An 18,616-nucleotide genomic window follows, 5' to 3' on the forward strand; every position below is an offset into this window, starting at 1 on the left:
TCCATAGATAAGTGTGCCGTACCCTCTCAAAAAAATGCGTGGAATTGCTCGGGGAATTTGTGCGAATTACTGCAAAACAAAAAAGCAGCAGACCTGCTTTGGACAGGCCTGCTGCTTTTGATGCGTTTTTTGTGCAGCTGCTAAAATTATTCAGCAGTGATAGCACCGGTGGGGCAAGCACCCTCGCAAGCGCCGCAGTCGATGCAAGCGTCTGCGTTCACAGAAGCAACACCATCAACGGTGATAGCGCCAACCGGGCAAGCGCCCTCGCAAGCGCCGCAGCCAACACATGCGTCAGAAACCTTGTGTGCCATAATAAACTCTCCTTTTTATCTCCGTGCCCGAAGTATTGTATGAAGAGTCATGTATGGCACGGCTGTGCATGTCTCTCCGGAAATCATATCCTTGCCTGCATTTTAACAAAGCAGGTGAGAAAAGGCAAGACTAACCGTGACCCGAAAAACACAAAAGTCTGTTTTTTGTTGGGTTGCACAAAAGCACAGGCTAACTTATGGCCAAATTTGCAGGAGTTTTTTGGCAAAAATCACGAAGAACAGTTAGTTTTAGCAGACTAACCCCTCAGAACCTCCGGCGCGTCCCTCACTCCTTTTCGGCAGCGCGCTTCCGGGCGCAGCCGCCGCCCGCGCAGCGCTTTTCGCCATCGTCGGAGGAAGCCACCACCGGGGCCGGGTTGCGCACGCCGGAGTAATCGTCGTCCGGGTCCGGGCGGCGGGGCGCACGCTTGCCGCCGCTGATATATTCGCACACACCCACCTTATAGTAACGGGGCGAAAGGCTCTCGGTGCCGCAGCGCACCCGCAGATAGCCGGAAACCGGGTTCACCTCCAGCACGGTGCCAAGACCGTCCGGCGTGCGCACGGTGCTGCCCACCATGGGCATGATGCTGTTCAGGTACTCGTAGGCGCTTTCCTCGTAGGCAAGGCAGCACATCAGCCGGCCGCAGGCACCGCTGATCTTGGTGGGGTTCAGCGAAAGGCCCTGCTCCTTGGCCATCTTGATGGAGACGGGCTGGAAGTCCTTTAAAAAGCGGCTGCAGCAGAAGGGCTGGCCGCAGATGCCAAGGCCGCCGATCATCTTGCTCTCGTCCCGCACGCCGATCTGGCGCAGCTCGATGCGGGTGTGGAAGATACCGGCCAGATCCTTGACCAGCTCGCGGAAGTCCACGCGGCCATCGGCGGTAAAGTAGAACATGATCTTGGAGCGGTCTAGGGTATACTCGGCCTCCACAAGCTTCATTTCCAGGCCGTGGCGGGAAATGCATTCCTGACAGGTGCGGTAGGCGCGCTTTTCGTCCTCACGGTTCTGGCGCATCCGGCGGATATCCACGCTGTCGGCCATGCGGGTAATGGGCTTGAGGGCCTTGGGCACTGCCGCATCGGCAATCTCCCTCACGCCCTGCACCACCTCGCCGCACTCAATGCCGCGGGCGGTCTCCACGATCACGTATTCGCCGGTTTTGATGTCGGCCCCGGCGGGATCAAAATAATAGCTTTTGCCGTTCTCTTTGAAACGGACGGAGATGACTTTTTTCATAATGTTCCTCGTTTTTATCGGTCGAATCTATAGGATAAGGCCCGAAAAAGAGCCTGCTGATCCATTCTGTACTCTAGTATAACATATTCAAATGCACATTTCCACGCAAAAAACAAAAAGCGGCTCTGGCGCTTTGGCAGAAAAATTTTAAAAAGGTGCAACAATCTGCCCTGCTGCCGCGTATCCATAAAGGAAGACTGACCGAATTTGGTCGCACCCGCAGCCGGAAAATGGAAAAACGGAACGGCAAATGTTAAAATCTTGCGAAAGTATCCAAAGAATCGCAAAAGAATCCCACCCCGCTCTTGCAAGGCGGGGGCTTGCGTGTATAATAAAAATGTTGAAGTGTAGCCTTTCCCGCAGGGAAAGCAGCTGTCCTGCTTTGCGGCAAGGCAGAGAAACGGTAGGAGAAAATGGAAAAATTCAGTGTCAAAAAGCCGTTTACGGTGCTGGTTGCAGTGGTCATGATCCTGATCCTGGGCTTTGTGGCGGTCACAAAGATGGATACGAACCTGCTGCCCAACGTGAACACACCGTATCTGATGGTGGTCACCGTGTATCCTGGTGCAAGCCCGGAGCGCGTGGAGAGCGAGGTCTCGGATGTGCTGCAGAACTCGCTCACAGTGCCGGGCGTGTCCAAGATCACCGCAACATCGGCAGAAAACTACAGCCTGCTGCTGATGGAGTTTACCGAGGATACGGATATGAACAGCGCGCTGGTCAAGGTGTCCAACAAGCTGGATCAGGCCAAAAGCGACCTGCCCAGCACCTGCCTGACCCCCTCCATCATTGAGTACAGCCTGAACATGAACGCTTTCATGACGGTGGCTGTCAGCCGCGAAGGTGCCGACCAGTACGAGCTTTCTGAGTTTATCCAGAACACCCTTGTGCCGGAAGTGCAGCGCAAGGGCGGTGTGTCCAGCGTTTCGTCCAGCGGTCTGGTGGAAAAGCTGGTGCAGGTGCAGCTCAATCAGGATAAGATCGACGAGATCAACGCAAAGCTGCTGGAACTGATCGATACCCAGCTGGCTGAAGCCCGCTCCCAGCTGGAAAGCGCCGAGGCACAGATCACCGCCGGACGCAGGGAATACGAAAAGCAGCTGAAAAACTTTGGCAGTACGGTGTCCAACTCGGTCATGAGCCAGATGAGCACCGAGGTGGGCGCCGCAGTGGAAACGGTGCGTGCGCAGGCGCAGGCTCTTCTGGAAAGTGTGAACAGCCTGATCGCCGTGGTCAAGGAGCCTGAGATCCAGCAGGCCCTGATCGAGGTGCGCGACGGTCTGCAGAAGGTCATGGACAAGTTCAACGAGACCGGTATGCGGGATATCGACTCTCTGATCGATATTGTGGCTGAGCTGCGCACCATTACCGATAAGCTCACTACTGCCCTGCAGAAGCTGCAGGAGCGCGTGAACACCGAGACCGGCTCCGAAGGCAGCACCGCAGAGGATCTTGCCAATGAGATGCAGCTGCAGGAAAGCCTGAATGTGGTCTATAACACGCTGGAAAGCACCATCAAGGCCATGGACAATGTGCCCCAGCTGATGACCGAGTTCTCCGGCGCACTGGGCAGCTTCTCCCAGCAGCAGCTCAACGCCTATATGCAGTTCACCGAAGCGCGTGAAATGCTGAACGAGTACGAAAAGCAGCTGGAGGCTGCCAAGGCAGAGTACGAGACGGCCAAGACCAACGCTCTGGCACAGGCCGATGTGACAAAGCAGCTGGACATTGAAACGCTGGCGCAGCTCATCTATGCCCAGAACTTCTCCATGCCGGCCGGTTACGTGCAGGATAAGGACGGCGAGTCCTGGCTGCTGAAAGTCGGCGAAGAGTACGACAGTGTGAAGGATATCAGCGGTGCCCTGCTGCTGCATGTGGAGGGCTACGGCGACGTGCGCCTTTCTGATGTGGCGGATGTGGAGGTCATTGATAACTCCGCCGACAGCTACACCCGCCTGAACGGCGAAAAGGCATCCATCCTCAAAATCTATAAGAATGCGACTTCCAGTGCAGGCGAGGTCTCCGACAACTGCCTGACCGCATTTAAAGAGCTGGAAAAACAATACGACGGCCTGCACATGGTGGTGCTGTCCAATCAGGGCAACTACATCACCATCGTCATCCAGAGCATCCTCACCAGCATGGTGGTGGGCGCTGCACTGGCCATCATCGTGCTGGCCATCTTCCTGAAGGATATCAAGCCCACCCTCGTGGTCGGCATCAGCATCCCGCTGTCCGTTCTGTTCGCGGTGGTGCTCATGTACTTTACCGGGCTGGACCTGAACGTGATGACCCTGGCCGGCCTTTCCCTCGGCATTGGTATGCTGGTGGATAACTCGGTGGTCGTCATTGAGAACGTCTACCGTCTGCGCAGCCGCGGCGTGCCTGCGGCCCGCGCTGCCGTGCAGGGCACAAAACAGGTGGGCATGTCGGTGGTGGCCTCCACCCTTACCTCGGTGTGCGTGTTCCTGCCGGTGGTGTTCTCGGCCAGCATTGTGCGCAGCCTGATGATGCCCATGTCCCTGTGCATCGGTTACTGCCTGATGGCCTCCCTCATCGTGGCGCTCACGGTGGTCCCGGCGGCATCCTCTACTGTGCTGAAAAAAGCTGAACCCAAGCGCCTTGCCTGGTTTGAAAAGGTGCAGGAAAAGTATGCCCATAGTCTGGAATGGTGCCTGCAGCACCGTGCCCTGCCCCTGATCGCGGCGGTGGTACTGCTGGTGTTCAGCGGCTGGCAGGTGCTGAACATGGGTGTGGAGCTACTGCCCAGCATCACCAGCAACGAGGCGCAGATCACCCTGTCCACCGCCGACGGCCTGACCAAGGAGGAATCCTATGCCATTGCGGGTCAGGTGGCAGAGGCGGCCCTGAATGTAGAAAACGTGGAAGAGGTGGGCATCACCCTCGACACCAGCATGGCCGGTCTGGATATCAGCCAGCTGGGCCTGCCCACCGCCATTACCGATATCCTGAACTCCGCCAATGCCTACGGCAGATACAAGATCAACGTTATGATGAGCAAGAGCCTTTCCTCCCGTGAGGTGGAAAAGACCCGGCAGGCCATGGAGGATGCAGTGTCCCAGATCGAGAATTGCACCGCTGAGGTCAAGCTGTACGGCATGACCGATGATCTGACCAGCCAGCTGGCCACCGGCCTGTCGGTCAAGGTCTACGGCAAGGATCCGGAAACGCTGACCACCGTTTCCGAGAAGGTAATGGAGATCGTCAACGATACCGAGGGCTTTGCCAATGCGGACAACGGCCTTGGCAGCGGCGATGCCACCATCATCCTGAAGGTGGACCGCGACAAGGTGCGCGCCTACGGACTGACCGTTGCGCAGGTGTACCAGCAGATCGCGGCAAAGCTCACCACCACCGCCACGGCCCAGACCCCCGTCACGGTGAACGGCACCACCATGGATGTCCAGATCACGGACAATCTGGACCCTGTCACCAAGGAAAACATGATGGAGCTTACCTTTGAGACCACCGAAATGTCGGCAGACGGCACAGTGACCAATGGTACCTGCACCCTGAACGATATCGCCAGCTGGACCACCGGCACCGCACCGGATGCCATTACCAGCGAGAACCAGACCGAGTTTGTCACTGTGACGGCAGATACGCTGAAGGGCTACAACACCATGGTGCAGTCCCGCGTGCTGCAGAAGAAGCTGGATGAGTACGCAGCCAGCGGTGAGATGCCGGAGGGCTGCAGCACCACGCTGGGCGGCGAGACCGAGGGCACCGACTACATGGTGAACGAAATGGTGCAGTGGATGGCTCTGGCCCTGCCCTTTGTATATCTGGTCATGGTGGCACAGTTCCAGAGCCTGCTGTCCCCCTTCATCGTGCTGTTCACGGTGCCGCTGGCCTTTACCGGCGGCCTGCTGGGTCTGCTGGTCACCGGCCAGCAGCTCACCATGATTTCCCTGATGGGCTTCATCGTGCTGATGGGCACTGTTGTCAACAACGGCATCGTGTTCGTGGACTATGCAAACCAGCTGCGCATTGGCGGCATGGAGCGCCGCGCTGCGCTGGTGGCTACCGGCAAGACCCGTATGCGCCCCATCCTCATGACCACCCTGACCACCGTGCTGGCCATGCTGCAGCTGGTGTTCAGCGGCGATATGGCAAGCCAGCTGATGAGCGGCATGGCCATCGTCATCATCTGCGGCCTGAGCTACGCCACCCTGATGACCCTGTATATCGTTCCGGTGCTGTACGATATCCTGTTCAAGAAGCCGCCGCTCAACGTGGATGTTGGCAGCGACGATGATCTGGACGACATTCCGGACGATGCAGCCGAGTTCATTGCGGCGCAGAAGTCTGCGGGCACGGCACAGCCGGAAGCCTGACGACAGCATGACGATCTAGAATGCGCGCCGCTTTGCTTTGCGTATCATCAGCGGAAGAATTATTTATAATAGAGCAATGCCGGGCGGTCTGCGGACCGCCCGGCATTGCGTTTTCACGGGAAAGGTCGTAACGGGAAGCGGCATCTGCTGCTGTCGGCGTACCGCCGTCGCGCAGCGACTCAAAATCGGCGCAACACAAAAAATCCTCTAGCGGAGCGACTTGGATTTTTTGTATGGAGCCTTTCTGCTTTGGGGTTACTAGGGGCGAGCAGCCCCTAGTTCGTGCCTCCCGCGCCTCGAAAGTAGCGGGTGCTTTTCTGGTTCTCTTTTGGCACGCAAAAGAGAACGTACCCGGCGGTAATGCTTTTTACAAAAGGCATGAAACTTGATCCACGCGAAAACGCTCTGCGCGGGAAGCTCCTCTTTCCGGTTACATGCCCCGCCAACTGAATAATTTCAATAAAAAATAGCTGGAAAAATTGGATGCAAATTCTAAAATCCGTTCCCCACAAAGATATAAAACTGTGATATAATCATAAATAAGATAGAATACAGTGGAAGTCTGCCTGACTGTATGTCCGAGTAAAATCTGAGGAGGCGAATGCCCAATGGCACAGATCCGCTCCAAGCCCTTCGGTGTGACCAAACAGGGCGCAAATGTTACAGAGTACATCCTTTCCAACCCCGGCGGCCTGACGGTGAGCGTTCTGGACTACGGATGCATCATTAAAAACATCATCGTTCCGGCCAAGAACGGCCCGGTGGATGTCGTGCTGGGCCACGACACCATGGCAGATTATGAGGATGACTTCACGTCCTCCGGCAGCACCTGCTGCGGCGCGTTCGTGGGCCGCTATGCAAACCGCATCGAGAATGCCACCTTCAGCGTGGGCGGCAAGACCTATCAGCTGGAAGCCAACAACGGCCCCAACCATCTGCACGGCTGCTTTTCGCGCAAACTGTACCGGGTGAAGGCCTTTGGCGACACCCTGCTGATGGAGGCCGAAAGCCCGGACGGTGAGGACGGCTTCCCCGGCAACCTGAAGCTGGCGGTGCGCTATACCCTCACCGAGGACAATACCTTCCGCATGGATTACCGCGTCTCTTCGGATGCGGATACCATCGTGAACCTCACGAATCACAGCTACTTCAACCTGAACGGTGAGGGCGATATTCTGGGCCAGAAGCTGCGCATCTATGCCTCCAACTATCTGGAAGGCAACAATCAGACCTGCCCCACCGGTGCCATTCTGCCGGTGGCAAACACCCCCATGGATTTTACCGAGGGAAAGCTCATTGGCCGGGATATCGACACCGGCTTTGCCCAGACCACCATGGTGGGCGGTGGCTACGACCACTGCTTTGTGATCGACCGCGCCCGCGGCTCCAGCCAGAGCATCTGCGCATGGGTCACCAGTGAAAAGACCGGCATCAGCATGAAGCTGTACACCACCCAGCCGGGCATCCAGTTGTACACCGGAAACTTTTTGCAGGACTGCCCCACCCCCGGCAAGGGCGGCGTGCCCATGCAGAAGTACGGCGGCTTTGCGCTGGAGACCCAGCACTACCCCTGCAGCCCTTCCCACCCGGAGTTCCCCACCACGGTGCTGCGGGCAGGCAAGGTGTTCCGCGCCACCACCACCCTGCGCTTTTTCACCGGCAAGCAGTGCGGAAAATTGTAAAAAATGATGCACCACACAAAAACGTCTGCTCCGGCAGACGTTTTTTGCGTGGCAGGAGGAGAACTCCCCAGTCATCTCGCTGCGCTCGATGCCAGCCCCTCTGAGAGGGGGCCTTTGACAGGACAGTACAGTTTTCGGCTGAAACGCAAAGCTTGCAGGCACGCCAGAGGCTCCTCTCCGAGGGAGCTGGCAAAGCAGTCAGGCTTTGACGGAGGGAGTTTTCGCGCCATTTCTATGTTTTGCACAAACCGTGCCTTTTATCCATGACAAAATGCCAAAAAATGTTTTTAAATCAAAACCTCAAAAACAAAGATGCAACAAAAATTCATCTAAATAGAAGACGCATCCCTTGATTCTGAGCCATAAAAGCGGTATTCTTTAGGCAAGGCCGGGGAATGCCGGCATCAGCTGTAATGTAAATGAGTGAGAGAGGTACTAGGCTATGGCAATTTTGGTTTCCGGCGGCGCCGGTTATATCGGCAGCCACACCTGCATCGAACTGTTGAACGCTGGCTACGACGTTGTTGTGGCAGATAACTATTATAATGCATCTCCGGTGGTGCTGGACCGCATCAAGCAGATCACCGGCAAGGACTTCCGCTTTTACAAGGCAGATATGACCAAGCACGAGGATGTGGAGCACATCTTCTCTGAGTGCCCGGACATTACTGCTGTGATCCAGTTTGCAGCCTACAAGGCCGTGGGCGAGAGTGTTTCCAAGCCCATTGAATACTATTACAACAACCTCAACTGCACGCTGGTCATTCTGGACGTGATGCGCCATCACAACTGCCACAACTTCGTGTTCAGCTCTTCCGCAACCGTCTATGGCGACCCCGCCAGCGTGCCCATCACCGAGGACTTCCCCACCGGTGCCACCACCAACCCCTACGGCACGACCAAGGTGTTCACCGAGCGCATCCTGCAGGATGTGTGCAAGGCAGACCCCAGCCTGAACGTGGCCCTGCTGCGCTACTTCAACCCCATTGGTGCGCACAAGTCCGGCCTCATCGGCGAGGACCCCAACGGCATCCCCAATAACCTCATGCCCTATATCGCCAAGGTGGCCGTTGGCAAGCTGGAAAAGGTGCATGTCTTTGGCAACGACTATCCCACCCCGGACGGCACCGGCGTGCGCGACTACATCCACGTGGTGGATCTGGCCCGCGGCCATGTGTGCGCCATCAAGAAGCTGGAAACGAACTGCGGCCTGTTCATCTGCAATCTGGGCACTGGCAAGGGCTACAGCGTGCTGGATGTGATCCACGCTTTCTCCAAGGCCTGCGGTAAGGAAATCCCCTATGTAATCGACCCGCGCCGCCCCGGCGACATTGCCGAGTGCTATGCAGACCCCACCAAGGCAAAGAACGAGCTTGGCTGGGTGGCGGAATACGGCATCGAGGAAATGTGTGCCGACAGCTGGAACTGGCAGAAGAACAACCCCGATGGCTACCACACTGTGAAGTAAACGCATAAGCTTTCAAAGCCGTGCATTCTCTGAAAAAGAGGGTGCACGGCTTTTTTGTGTGAGCTCCCTCAGCCAAAACCTGACGACTTTGCCGGCTCTCTCGGGGAGGGAGCCTCTGGTGAAACCGTGCACTTCGCAATTCAACCGGAAACTGTGCCGCCATGCCAAAAGCCGAACCCTCTCAGTCATCGCTGCGCGATGCCAGCTCCCCCGAGGGGGGAGCTTCTTGGCTTCTTCCGGTCAGCACAAATAAAGCTCCCCCTTCGGGGGAGCTGGCGAACAAAGTGCGTCTGAGAGGGTTCGATTTGCAGGCATCTCCCCCATATTATCTATTGACAACCGCGCAAAGTTAGCCTATATTACTATTGTTAACACAAACTAACACACGTTGACAGTGGATAAAATGAGAAGGTCGATCTTATGACATTAAAAGAATTGCAGATCGGAAAAAGCGCTGTTGTGGATACCGTCGGCGGCAGCGGCGCACTGCGCCAGCATTTTCTGGATATGGGCTTGATCCCGGGGGTGGAGGTCACGCTGGTCAAGCTGGCACCCATGGGCGACCCCATGGAGCTGCGCATCCATGGCTATGAGCTGACCCTCCGGCTGGACGATGCCGCGCAGATCGGCATCACCCCCACCGAAAAGGCCCCGGCAATGTCGGCGGCTCCGGCAGATGATAAAATGGTGGATCACCCCGGCCTTGGCGAGGGCGGCAAATACCACATCAAAAAGGGGGAGAATCCCCTGCCCGAGGACAGGACCCTCACCTTTGCGCTGGCTGGCAACCAGAACTGCGGTAAGACCACCCTGTTCAACCAGCTCACCGGTTCCAACCAGCATGTGGGCAATTTCCCGGGCGTGACGGTGGACCGCAAGAGCGGTGCCATCAAGGGCCACCCGGAGACCGAGGTCACCGACCTGCCGGGCATCTACTCCATGTCCCCCTATTCCAGCGAGGAGATCGTCACCCGCCAATTCATCATCGGCGAAAAGCCCACCGGCATCATCAACATCGTGGATGCTACCAACATCGAGCGCAACCTCTACCTGACCATGCAGCTCATGGAGCTGGACACCCCCATGGTGCTGGCGCTGAACATGATGGACGAGGTGCGCGGCAACGGCGGCACGGTGCGCATCAACAAGATGGAGGCCATGCTTGGCATCCCGGTCATCCCCATCTCCGCCGCCAAGAATGAGGGCGTGGATGAGCTGGTAGACCACGCACTTCATGTGGCAAAGTATCAGGAGCGGCCCGGCCGCATGGATTTCTGCAGTGAGGACGACCACGGCGGCGCGGTGCACCGCTGCATCCACGGCATCATCCATCTGATCGAGGACCACGCCAGGGCGGCGGGCATTCCGGTGCGGTTTGCCGCCACCAAGCTGGTGGAGGGCGACCGGCGCATCGAGGAAGCCCTGCAGCTGGATCAGAACGAAAAAGAGATGATCGAACATATCATCGTGCAGATGGAGCGGGAGCGCGGGCTGGACCGCGCCGCCGCCATTGCGGATATGCGGTTCTCCTTTATTCAGGAGCTGGTAGCCAAGACGGTGGTCAAGCCCCACGAAAGCAAAGAGCAGCTGCGCTCCAACCGCATCGACAAATTCCTCACCGGCAAGTACACCGCCATCCCGGCCTTTATCGCCATCATGGGTCTGGTGTTCTTCCTCACCTTCAACGTCATCGGCCTGTTCTTCCAGAACCTGATGGAAACGGGCATCGACGCGTTGACCGGCATCGTGGACACGGCGCTTACCAACTGGAACGTCAATGCGGCGGTGCACTCCTTGCTCATCGACGGCATCTTTACCGGCGTGGGCAGCGTGCTGAGCTTTCTGCCCATCATCGTGGTGCTGTTCTTCTTCCTCTCCATGCTGGAGGATACCGGTTACATGGCCCGCGTGGCCTTTGTGATGGATAAGCTGCTGCGCCGCATCGGCCTTTCGGGCCGCAGCATCGTGCCCATGCTCATCGGCTTTGGCTGCACCGTGCCCGGTGTCATGGCAAGCCGCACCCTGCCCTCGGAGCGCGACCGCAAAATGACCATCCTGCTCACCCCGTTCATGAGCTGCTCGGCAAAGCTGCCCATCTACAGCCTGTTTGCGGCGGCGTTCTTCCCGCAGTATGCGGGCCTTGTGATGGTGCTGCTGTACTTTACCGGTATCGCGGTGGGCGTGCTGGCGGCACTGCTGCTCAAGAGCACGGTGTTCAAGGGCGAGGCGGTGCCCTTTGTCATGGAGCTGCCCAACTACCGCCTGCCCGGCCTGAAAAACGTGGCACAGCTGCTGTGGGAAAAGGCCCGGGACTTTTTGCAGAAGGCCTTCACGGTGATCTTTGCGGCCACCATCGTCATCTGGTTTTTGCAGAACTTTGACCTGCAGCTGCGGTTGACCGCCGACCCGCAGGCCAGCATCCTTGCCCGCATTGCGGGCGACATCGCCCCGCTGTTCGGGCCTTTGGGCTTTGCGGACTGGCGCATCTCCACCGCCCTCATCACCGGCTTCATGGCAAAGGAGAGCGTGGTGTCCTCGCTGCTCATCCTCTTTGGCTCCGAAGCTGCGCTGTCGGCGGCCCTCACCCCGGCGCAGGCGGCTCCCCTGCTGGTGTTCTGCCTGCTGTACACCCCCTGCATCGCGGCAGTGGCATCGGTCAAGCGGGAGCTGGGCAATAAGTGGGCGGTCATCATGGTGGTGAACCAGTGCGCCGTGGCATGGCTGTGCGCTTTGCTGGTGCGTCTGGCGGCTGTGGTGCTGTTCTGAGAAAAACGATTGGAATGCGCTCCGCGCTGCTCTGCGCATATTCAGCGGAAGAATTATTTATAATAGAGCAATGCCGGGCGGTCTGCGGACCGCCCGGCATTGCGTTTTCACGGGTGGGGTCGTGGAGGAAAACAGCATCTGCCGCGCTGATTTCCTGCGGAAACAGCCGCGCGGCGGGAAGAACCCTCTCAGGCTCACTGCGTTCGCCAGCTCCCCCGAAGGGGGAGCTTTATTTGTGCTAACCGGAAGATGACAAAAAGCTCCCCCTTCGGGGGAGCTGGCGCGGGAGCGCCTGAGAGGGTTTGCTCTCTCCCTCCTTGAGGGAGCTGGTGCGGCGTAAGCCGCGACTGAGGGAGTTCCCACTTGACAACTCTCCTCATCTGCACTATAATACTTCAAAAATGAATCATTCAAAGATGAAAGGACAGACCTGCTGTGAACCCGAATATCGAATTTTCCATCAAGACCGCGCAGGCGTACAATGCCGTCTGTAAGCCGCTGTGTCAGGAGCTTGGCCTGTCGCAGACGGCGCTGGATATCCTGTTGTTTCTCGCCAACAACCCGGACTATAAAACGGCCCGGGACATCGTGGAGGTGCGGCATATCAAGGCGAACCTCGTCTCCATGAATGTGGACAAGCTGGTGCAGGAGGGCTATCTGGAACGCTATGCCGTGGCCAGCGACCGCCGCAAAACAAAGCTTCTCTGCACCGGCAAGGCAGACCCGATCATCCGCAAGGGGCGTGTGGTGCAGAATGCCTTTTTCAAGCGCCTGCTGGATCATGTGGAGCCAGCCGATCAGGAGGTCTTTTTCCGGACCATGGAGCTGATCGGGAAAAATCTGGACGAAATTATAAAGGAGAACGCATAAAATGAACGTGTTGTTTACGGTTCTTGTCACCTTTTTTGCCGGCATGGGGGCCGGCCTTGGCACCGGCTTTGCCGGTATGAGCGCGGCGGCGGTCATCAGCCCCATGCTCATCACCTTCCTGCACATGGACCCCTATATGGCGGTGGGCATCGCCCTTTCTTCGGATGTGCTGGCCAGCGCCGTTTCGGCCTATACCTACCACAAAAACAAGAACCTGGATATCAAAAACGGCCTGATCATGATGGTAAGTGTGCTGCTGTTCACGGTGGTGGGCAGCTGGGTGGCCAGCAGAGTGCCCTCGGCCACCATGGGCGGCTTCTCGGTGTTCATGACCTTCCTGCTGGGCGTCAAGTTCATTGTGCGCCCGGTCATGACGACCAAGGAAGCTATGCAGGGTGTCAGCGCCAAAAAGCGTGCCATCCAGTCCATCGTGTGCGGTGTGCTCATCGGTTTCATCTGCGGCTTCATCGGCGCAGGCGGCGGCATGATGATGCTGCTCATCCTCACCAGTGTGCTGGGCTACGAGCTGAAGACCGCCGTGGGCACCAGCGTGTTCATTATGACCTTCACCGCCCTGACCGGTGCTGTCTCCCACTTCATGATCGGCGGTGCGCCCAATTGGTTCGTCTGGGCGCTGTGCGTGGTGTTCACCCTGCTGTGGGCGCGCATTGCCGCTGTGTTTGCCAATAAGGCAGACCCCAAGACCCTGAACCGTGCCACCGGTATTGTGCTGGTGGTGCTGGGCGTGGTCATTATGGGCTTCAACCTTCTGAGCTGATATCCCCTGCCCTTCAAATGAAAAAAGAAAGCCCGTGCAGCCGGAAACTGCACGGGCTTTCTCTGTATCAGAACTTACTTTTCTTCAATGGTGGAGTGCTCGATCACCCAGTCGGCAGCCTTGCGGATGCCCTCGTTGCGGCGCATGGCGGGAATATCGGATTTTTCCTTGATCTCTTCCAGCGTCTTTTTGGCGCGCTCTGCACGAGCGGCCAGAGCCTTATCGATATCTTCCTCGGTGGGTACCAGATTTTCCTGCTGTGCGATCTGCAGCAGAGCCATGTGCACACGGGCGGTCTTCTCGGCAGAAGAGCGCACCTTGGCGGTAAAGCTCTCGCGGGTCTCGTGGATCTGGCTCAGGTAGCGATCCAGGCTCAGGCGCTGCATCTGCAGCTGCTGCTGGATCTGCTCCATCTGCTGCTGGTAGGTGGTCTCCACCAGCACACTGGGCAGTTCGCCCTCAGAAGCATCGGCCAGCTGGGTCAGGATCTGATCCTTGGCACGGTTCAGCGCACCGGCATGCTTGCCGTCGTGCAGCTGCTGCTTGACCTGTGCACGCAGCTCGTCCATGGTGTCCACATTGGCAACCTTCTTGGCAAAGTCGCTGTTCAGAGCAGGGATCTGGCGCACACATACGTCGATCAGCTTGATCTTGAACACGACGGGTTTACCGGCCAGATCCTTTGCGTGGTAACGGTTCGGGAAGGTGACGAAGACCTCGAATTCCTCGCCTGCCTTGTGGCCCAGAATGCCCTCTTCAAAGCCGGGGATCATGCGGCCGCTGCCCAGCTGGACGGCCTGGTTCTTTGCGGTGCCGCCCTGGAAGGGCTTGCCCTCCAGCAGACCTTCGTAATCGATATGTACGATGTTGCCCTTTACGGCCGGACCCTTGTGCGGCACCAGCTCAGCGGCAGCAGCGCGGCGGCGCTCCAGCACATTGTCGATCTCCTTGTCGGTCACTTCCGGGGTGACGCACTCGGCGGTAAAGCCGGTGGTCTTGGTCAGGTTCAGCTCAGGCTGCAGGGCAACAGTGGCAGTGGCCACAAAGCCCTCGTCCTTTTTCACGCTCACAAGATCGTACACAGGATTGTCAACAGCCACAAAGCTGTGCTCTGCCATGGCGGCATCATACAGCGCGGGCACGTCCTTGTCCATCAGATCGTTGATGGCATCGTACCAGAAGGTGTGCTCGCCGCGGTCAGCCTCGATCTGTGCGCGGTCCGCTTCGCCCTTCTTGAAGCCGCGGATCGTATAGGAGGCGCGGGTGCGTTCGTAAACGGCGTTGGATGCAGCTTCCAGCTCTTCGGGGCTGGCGCTGAAGGTCATTTTGCAGACACTCTTTTCGGGAGTTTCCACGCTTACCAGTTTCATAGGATCTACCCTCCGTGGTGTCTCGCTGCAGAGAAAAACCGGCGGCGCAGCCTCCACGCGGTGCTGCCCGCAAAGCTCCTGTACCCCTGCACGGACACAGATTAAAAACATATAGTAAGGTTATTATAGCACAAGAACGACAAAAACGATACAAGAAAAATCATAAAAAATGCTGCTTTTTGAAAAAGATAAAAATATTTGCAAAAAACGGTTGACAAAACCCAGTCTGAGTGATAAAATACATCATGTTCCGAGCGGAACGTATGCGTTGGTAGCTCAGCTGGATAGAGTGACTGACTACGAATCAGTAGGCCGGGGGTTCGAGTCCCTTCCATCGCACCAAGTAAAATCCCACGATTGACCGTTGAAAATACGGTGTAAATCGTGGGATTTCTTGCTTTATATAGCTGTCAAAATGGCTGGAAAGTGTGACAAAAACGCGACAAATTCAAGAAAAACCTGTTTGTGCGACAGTGTGCGCCCCTGTTCTGTATGCTTTGCCCTATATCATACGGCTGTATAATGGGCAATCCTCACCCCTGCTATGGGCTGGGTGTGTAGTGTTTCACGACCCACCTACCTACAATCTGAACTGTTGATATGTCAGAGCAGCTTTCTCCACCTGTGGGGAAAAGGGCATGAACCAGATTCACACCCCGACACAAGCGGCGATGGGGTCAATCTGACGGACTGCCATAGATCGGCGTAAAATTGCGCTGGTGTTGGATGCGCTCAAAATTGAGCGTAACCCAATTACGACCCTTTGCCCGGTCTGCCTGATAGCACTATCACAGAATTGTGGTGCCCGGCGGCTTCCTGGCAGAAGGTGCACCCACCTGTGAAGATGTCCCCACTTTTGGGGATACGGTCATCACCTCAAGGCCGGAGCCCATCCGGCATTTCGTTACGGAAACACTGGGACGCACAGCGACCCAGCAGGACGCTACCGGCGTGTACACCGGCGAGCCCCGCACCATGATCATGGTGGCGCTGACCCGGCGGCAGGCAGGGCTGCTGCGGGATTTCCTGCGCCGGGAGGACTCTGACCATTGTCAACTCCAGCAAGATCATCGGCAAAGGATTCCAGTCCATCTGAAAACGCAAAATGCCCGCCCACCGTGGGTCTCCACAGGTGGGCGGCATCATCATTATATATGGTATCAGAGCATGGGCGCACGGTTTCTGCACGGTCGGCGCACGGTTCATGTGATTTGTGTCAGAACATGCTGCGGCTGCTTCAAAACAGCGGAGCGGAAGAAGCAAATTCTAAACAAATACTGGGGTCGGGAAAAATCCCGACCCCAAAACTATTATAAACCTATTATTCTGTCTGTTTGACAGAACACACCTTGGATGCAGTGCGCCGTTCGGCTGTCTTTCATCAAAGCGATCCGTCAGCGTTTGACGGCGACGGCTTCGATCTCTACCCTTGCATTCTTTGGAAGTGCTGCTACCTGAAAGGCTGCGCGGGCCGGATAAGGCTCTGCAAAAAAATCGCCGTACACTTCGTTCATGGCACCGAACTCGTTGATGTCTGCCAGTAGCACGGTGGTCTTTACTACGTCTGCCATTGTCATACCGTTGGCCTCGATGATTGCCTTCAGGTTCAGGAGCGACTGCCTAGTCTGCGCTGCAATGTCCTCACTGGGGAAGGCGCCGGTAGCGGGATCAATGGGCAGCTGACCGGAAATGAATGCATATTCCCTGGCGGAGATCCCTTGAGAGTAGGGACCGATGGCCGAAGGAGCAGCGGCTGTATAAATTGCTTTGTTGGACATGACACTTCTTTCCTTTCTATTGTTGCTTGCGGACTGCACGTTCACTTTTCAGGCTCAGCACAAACAGCAGTGCAAGCACTGCCATCAGGCCCAACCCAAAAGGACGGCAGATTAGTCCGAAAATGTTGTCGGAGTACTGCATCAGCGCCCGTCGCAGGGAGGTGTCTGCAGTGGGTCCAACCAAAAGGCCCAGCACAAACGGTGCGATCGGGTAGCGATACAGTTTCATCAGATATCCCAGCAGACCAAAAAGCGATAGCTGGATCAGGGCAAACGGTGTTCCTATGGCACTGTAAGCGCCTATTGCGCACAGCACCGCCACCAGCGGCATCAGAAGACTTTGGGGAATGGTCAGGATGCGGATCGTCAGCTTGGAACACAGGAAGGAGACGACACCCATTGCCGCTGCGGCCATCAGCAATAACAGGCACAGCCCACAGAGGATGCCCGGTGACTCGATCAGAAGCGTGGGGCCGGGACGCAGATTCATGATGAACATAGCCGACAGAAAGATCGCCGCTGTGGAACTGCCGGGGATCCCGAGCGACAGAGCCGGGATCAGCGCACCGGCCGAGCAGGCATTGTTGGCGACTTCCGCCGCAATGATCCCTTCCTCGGAGCCGTGGCCGAACTTCTCTTTTTGCTTGGAGGAGCGCTTGGCAAGATCGTAGGAAAACCAGCAAGCGGCAGACTCGCCGATGCCCGGGATGAAGCCAATCCACAATCCCGCCAGAGCGGAACGGAGCATGTTGCCAAGATTGGCTTTCAAGACCGTCCAGTTGATGAGTGGAAAGCCGGTCTTTTCCACGGTCCGCTCCGGTTCGGGAGCGCACAGCGTGTAGAGAACCTCTCCAAGGCCAAACAGCCCTAGCATGGCGATAACGCTGTTGAAGCCCGACAACAATTCTCCGCGCCCAAAGGTGAAGCGCAGCACGGACTGTACCCCATCCGCTCCGGTCAGAGACAGCAGGCACCCCGCCAAGGCGGCAATCCACCCCCGCCGCCGGCTGCCGCCAGAAATAGAGCCGCAGATGAGCAGACCGAAAACGCAGAACAGAAAGGTCTCCCAATCGCCAAACTTCAGGGCGATGCCAGTCACGAAGGGCTGGATCAGGAAGATAAGGATCGTGCCCACAAGCGTTCCCACAACAGACGCTGCAATGGAATAACCTACGGCCTCCCGGCCTCTGCCCTGCTTTGTCAGGGCGTTGCCATCCAGACAGGTCGCCGCTGCTGCGGGTGTGCCGGGGATGTTGATCAGGCTGGCGGTAATGCCGCCAGAACCGCACGAGGCCACAAAAATGCCCACGAGCAGTGCCATACCGTGGGTGTACTCCAAGTGGAATACCAGCCCAAGGCAAAGCGCCATGCCCATCGTCGGCCCAAGTCCTGGCACGACGCCGACAACAAAGCCCAGAAACACGCCGCCGATCAGGAACAGCCAGACGCCCGGATCGCACAGAAACGCAGCTGCCGCCTCGGGCAGATAGAGCCATTCAGAAAACATGTGCATTCTCCCATTTTACAAAAGCTGCAATCCCAGCACGCCGGGGATCAACAAGAGAGCCGCCAGACAGTACACTCCGCTGAGCAATAGCAGCTCCAGTGGACGCCTGCCTCGGTTCAATAGAAACAGGATGGCCGTTAAATACGCCGCGGTCGGCAGGGTAAAACCTACTTTGGAAATCAACAGCAAATAGGCAAGTGTCAGCAGGACCACAGAAACGGATCTTTTTGTTATGCTATGGCCGCCTGCCGAAACCTCCTGCCCCTTCCAAAGCGCTGCTGTCAGACGCACGCCTTGCAGGGTGAGCATGGCAGACAGCAACAGCGGCAGGAATTTAGCTTCCGTCAGCAAGCCCCAAAAACCGTCGGTTTTTACGGGATTTCTGCGGATGCCGAGAGAGAGGAGGACGTATCCCAGTCCCGCTGCCGTCACGATCAAGCCTTCTGCACACTGGCGCAGTTTTTTCTTATCCATAATGCGCTCTC

At 57.2% G+C, this 18,616-nt stretch carries 13 protein-coding genes and 1 tRNA gene; 8 read left to right on the forward strand and 6 right to left on the reverse strand.

Annotation, left to right across the window (positions count from 1 at the left end; all coding sequences use genetic code 11):
• Positions 1-146 precede the first annotated feature (146 nt).
• Together PXT33_RS00900 and PXT33_RS00905 are read right to left on the reverse strand one after the other, a co-directional pair.
• Positions 147-314 carry a DUF362 domain-containing protein gene (locus PXT33_RS00900; RefSeq protein WP_005937576.1) on the reverse strand — a complete coding sequence of 56 codons (168 nt, stop codon included), beginning with the start codon at positions 312-314 and terminating at the stop codon, positions 147-149.
• Positions 315-600: 286 nt separating this feature from the next.
• Positions 601-1,554 carry a stage 0 sporulation family protein gene (locus tag PXT33_RS00905; RefSeq protein WP_154255968.1) on the reverse strand — a complete coding sequence of 318 codons (954 nt, stop codon included), beginning with the start codon at positions 1,552-1,554 and terminating at the stop codon, positions 601-603.
• A 413-nt stretch (positions 1,555-1,967) separates the two neighbouring features.
• Between PXT33_RS00905 and PXT33_RS00910 the strand changes: the two genes are divergently transcribed.
• The 6 genes from PXT33_RS00910 (at position 1,968) to PXT33_RS00935 (ending at position 13,476) form a co-directional block, all read left to right on the forward strand.
• Positions 1,968-5,912, forward strand: a complete 3,945-nt coding sequence (locus PXT33_RS00910; protein ID WP_332375771.1) for an efflux RND transporter permease subunit — start codon at positions 1,968-1,970, stop codon at positions 5,910-5,912.
• 608 nt (positions 5,913-6,520) lie between these two features.
• Positions 6,521-7,594 (forward strand): aldose epimerase family protein, encoded by a 1,074-nt coding sequence (locus PXT33_RS00915; RefSeq protein WP_005938695.1) that lies wholly within the window; start codon positions 6,521-6,523, stop codon positions 7,592-7,594.
• A gap of 442 nt (positions 7,595-8,036) precedes the next feature.
• Entirely contained in the window at positions 8,037-9,062 is a 1,026-nt protein-coding gene (gene galE, locus PXT33_RS00920) for a UDP-glucose 4-epimerase GalE (RefSeq protein ID WP_005937424.1), read from the forward strand.
• Positions 9,063-9,482: 420 nt separating this feature from the next.
• Complete coding sequence (gene feoB / locus PXT33_RS00925) at positions 9,483-11,828, forward strand: ferrous iron transport protein B (protein ID WP_332375773.1); 2,346 nt, start codon at positions 9,483-9,485, stop codon at positions 11,826-11,828.
• 435 nt (positions 11,829-12,263) lie between these two features.
• Complete coding sequence (locus PXT33_RS00930; RefSeq protein ID WP_005939340.1) at positions 12,264-12,698, forward strand: MarR family winged helix-turn-helix transcriptional regulator; 435 nt, start codon at positions 12,264-12,266, stop codon at positions 12,696-12,698.
• 1 nt (position 12,699) lies between these two features.
• Positions 12,700-13,476 (forward strand): sulfite exporter TauE/SafE family protein, encoded by a 777-nt coding sequence (locus tag PXT33_RS00935; RefSeq protein ID WP_005939337.1) that lies wholly within the window; start codon positions 12,700-12,702, stop codon positions 13,474-13,476.
• Between the two features lie 74 nt (positions 13,477-13,550).
• Here PXT33_RS00935 and tig read toward each other — a convergent pair whose 3' ends face one another.
• A complete protein-coding gene (gene tig / locus PXT33_RS00940) occupies positions 13,551-14,846 on the reverse strand; it encodes a trigger factor (protein WP_332375774.1) in 1,296 nt (431 codons plus the stop codon).
• A 265-nt stretch (positions 14,847-15,111) separates the two neighbouring features.
• Here tig and PXT33_RS00945 point away from each other — a divergent pair.
• Both PXT33_RS00945 and PXT33_RS00950 read left to right on the forward strand, forming a co-directional pair.
• Positions 15,112-15,188, forward strand: a tRNA-Arg gene (locus PXT33_RS00945).
• A gap of 459 nt (positions 15,189-15,647) precedes the next feature.
• Positions 15,648-16,184, forward strand: coding sequence for a DUF2179 domain-containing protein (locus PXT33_RS00950; RefSeq protein ID WP_154255789.1), 537 nt, complete (start codon positions 15,648-15,650; stop codon positions 16,182-16,184).
• Between the two features lie 56 nt (positions 16,185-16,240).
• Here the strand turns inward: PXT33_RS00950 and PXT33_RS00955 are convergent, their stop codons facing one another.
• From PXT33_RS00955 to PXT33_RS00965, 3 genes are read right to left on the reverse strand one after another with little or no spacing between them, the layout of a single operon-like run.
• Positions 16,241-16,624, reverse strand: a complete 384-nt coding sequence (locus tag PXT33_RS00955) for a RidA family protein (protein WP_332375775.1) — start codon at positions 16,622-16,624, stop codon at positions 16,241-16,243.
• A gap of 16 nt (positions 16,625-16,640) precedes the next feature.
• Positions 16,641-18,131, reverse strand: coding sequence for a tripartite tricarboxylate transporter permease (locus PXT33_RS00960; RefSeq protein WP_173015225.1), 1,491 nt, complete (start codon positions 18,129-18,131; stop codon positions 16,641-16,643).
• 15 nt (positions 18,132-18,146) lie between these two features.
• The gene (locus PXT33_RS00965) at positions 18,147-18,605 is read right to left on the reverse strand and encodes a tripartite tricarboxylate transporter TctB family protein (protein WP_173015224.1); all 459 of its coding nucleotides are present in this window, start codon (positions 18,603-18,605) and stop codon (positions 18,147-18,149) included.
• Between the last annotated feature and the right edge of the window lie 11 nt (positions 18,606-18,616).

The organism is Faecalibacterium taiwanense (assembly GCF_036632915.2).
GTDB lineage: Bacteria > Bacillota > Clostridia > Oscillospirales > Ruminococcaceae > Faecalibacterium > Faecalibacterium taiwanense.

Excerpts from the sequence above, each read along its gene's own strand:
- PXT33_RS00900 (WP_005937576.1), bottom strand. The coding sequence starts at position 314 with ATGGCACACAAGGTTTCTGACGCATGTGTTGGCTGCGGCGCTTGCGAG.
- PXT33_RS00905 (WP_154255968.1), bottom strand. The coding sequence starts at position 1,554 with ATGAAAAAAGTCATCTCCGTCCGTTTCAAAGAGAACGGCAAAAGCTAT.
- PXT33_RS00910 (WP_332375771.1), top strand. The coding sequence starts at position 1,968 with ATGGAAAAATTCAGTGTCAAAAAGCCGTTTACGGTGCTGGTTGCAGTG.
- PXT33_RS00915 (WP_005938695.1), top strand. The coding sequence starts at position 6,521 with ATGGCACAGATCCGCTCCAAGCCCTTCGGTGTGACCAAACAGGGCGCA.
- galE (WP_005937424.1), top strand. The coding sequence starts at position 8,037 with ATGGCAATTTTGGTTTCCGGCGGCGCCGGTTATATCGGCAGCCACACC.
- feoB (WP_332375773.1), top strand. The coding sequence starts at position 9,483 with ATGACATTAAAAGAATTGCAGATCGGAAAAAGCGCTGTTGTGGATACC.
- PXT33_RS00935 (WP_005939337.1), top strand. The coding sequence starts at position 12,700 with ATGAACGTGTTGTTTACGGTTCTTGTCACCTTTTTTGCCGGCATGGGG.
- tig (WP_332375774.1), bottom strand. The coding sequence starts at position 14,846 with ATGAAACTGGTAAGCGTGGAAACTCCCGAAAAGAGTGTCTGCAAAATG.
- PXT33_RS00955 (WP_332375775.1), bottom strand. The coding sequence starts at position 16,624 with ATGTCCAACAAAGCAATTTATACAGCCGCTGCTCCTTCGGCCATCGGT.
- PXT33_RS00960 (WP_173015225.1), bottom strand. The coding sequence starts at position 18,131 with ATGTTTTCTGAATGGCTCTATCTGCCCGAGGCGGCAGCTGCGTTTCTG.
- PXT33_RS00965 (WP_173015224.1), bottom strand. The coding sequence starts at position 18,605 with ATGGATAAGAAAAAACTGCGCCAGTGTGCAGAAGGCTTGATCGTGACG.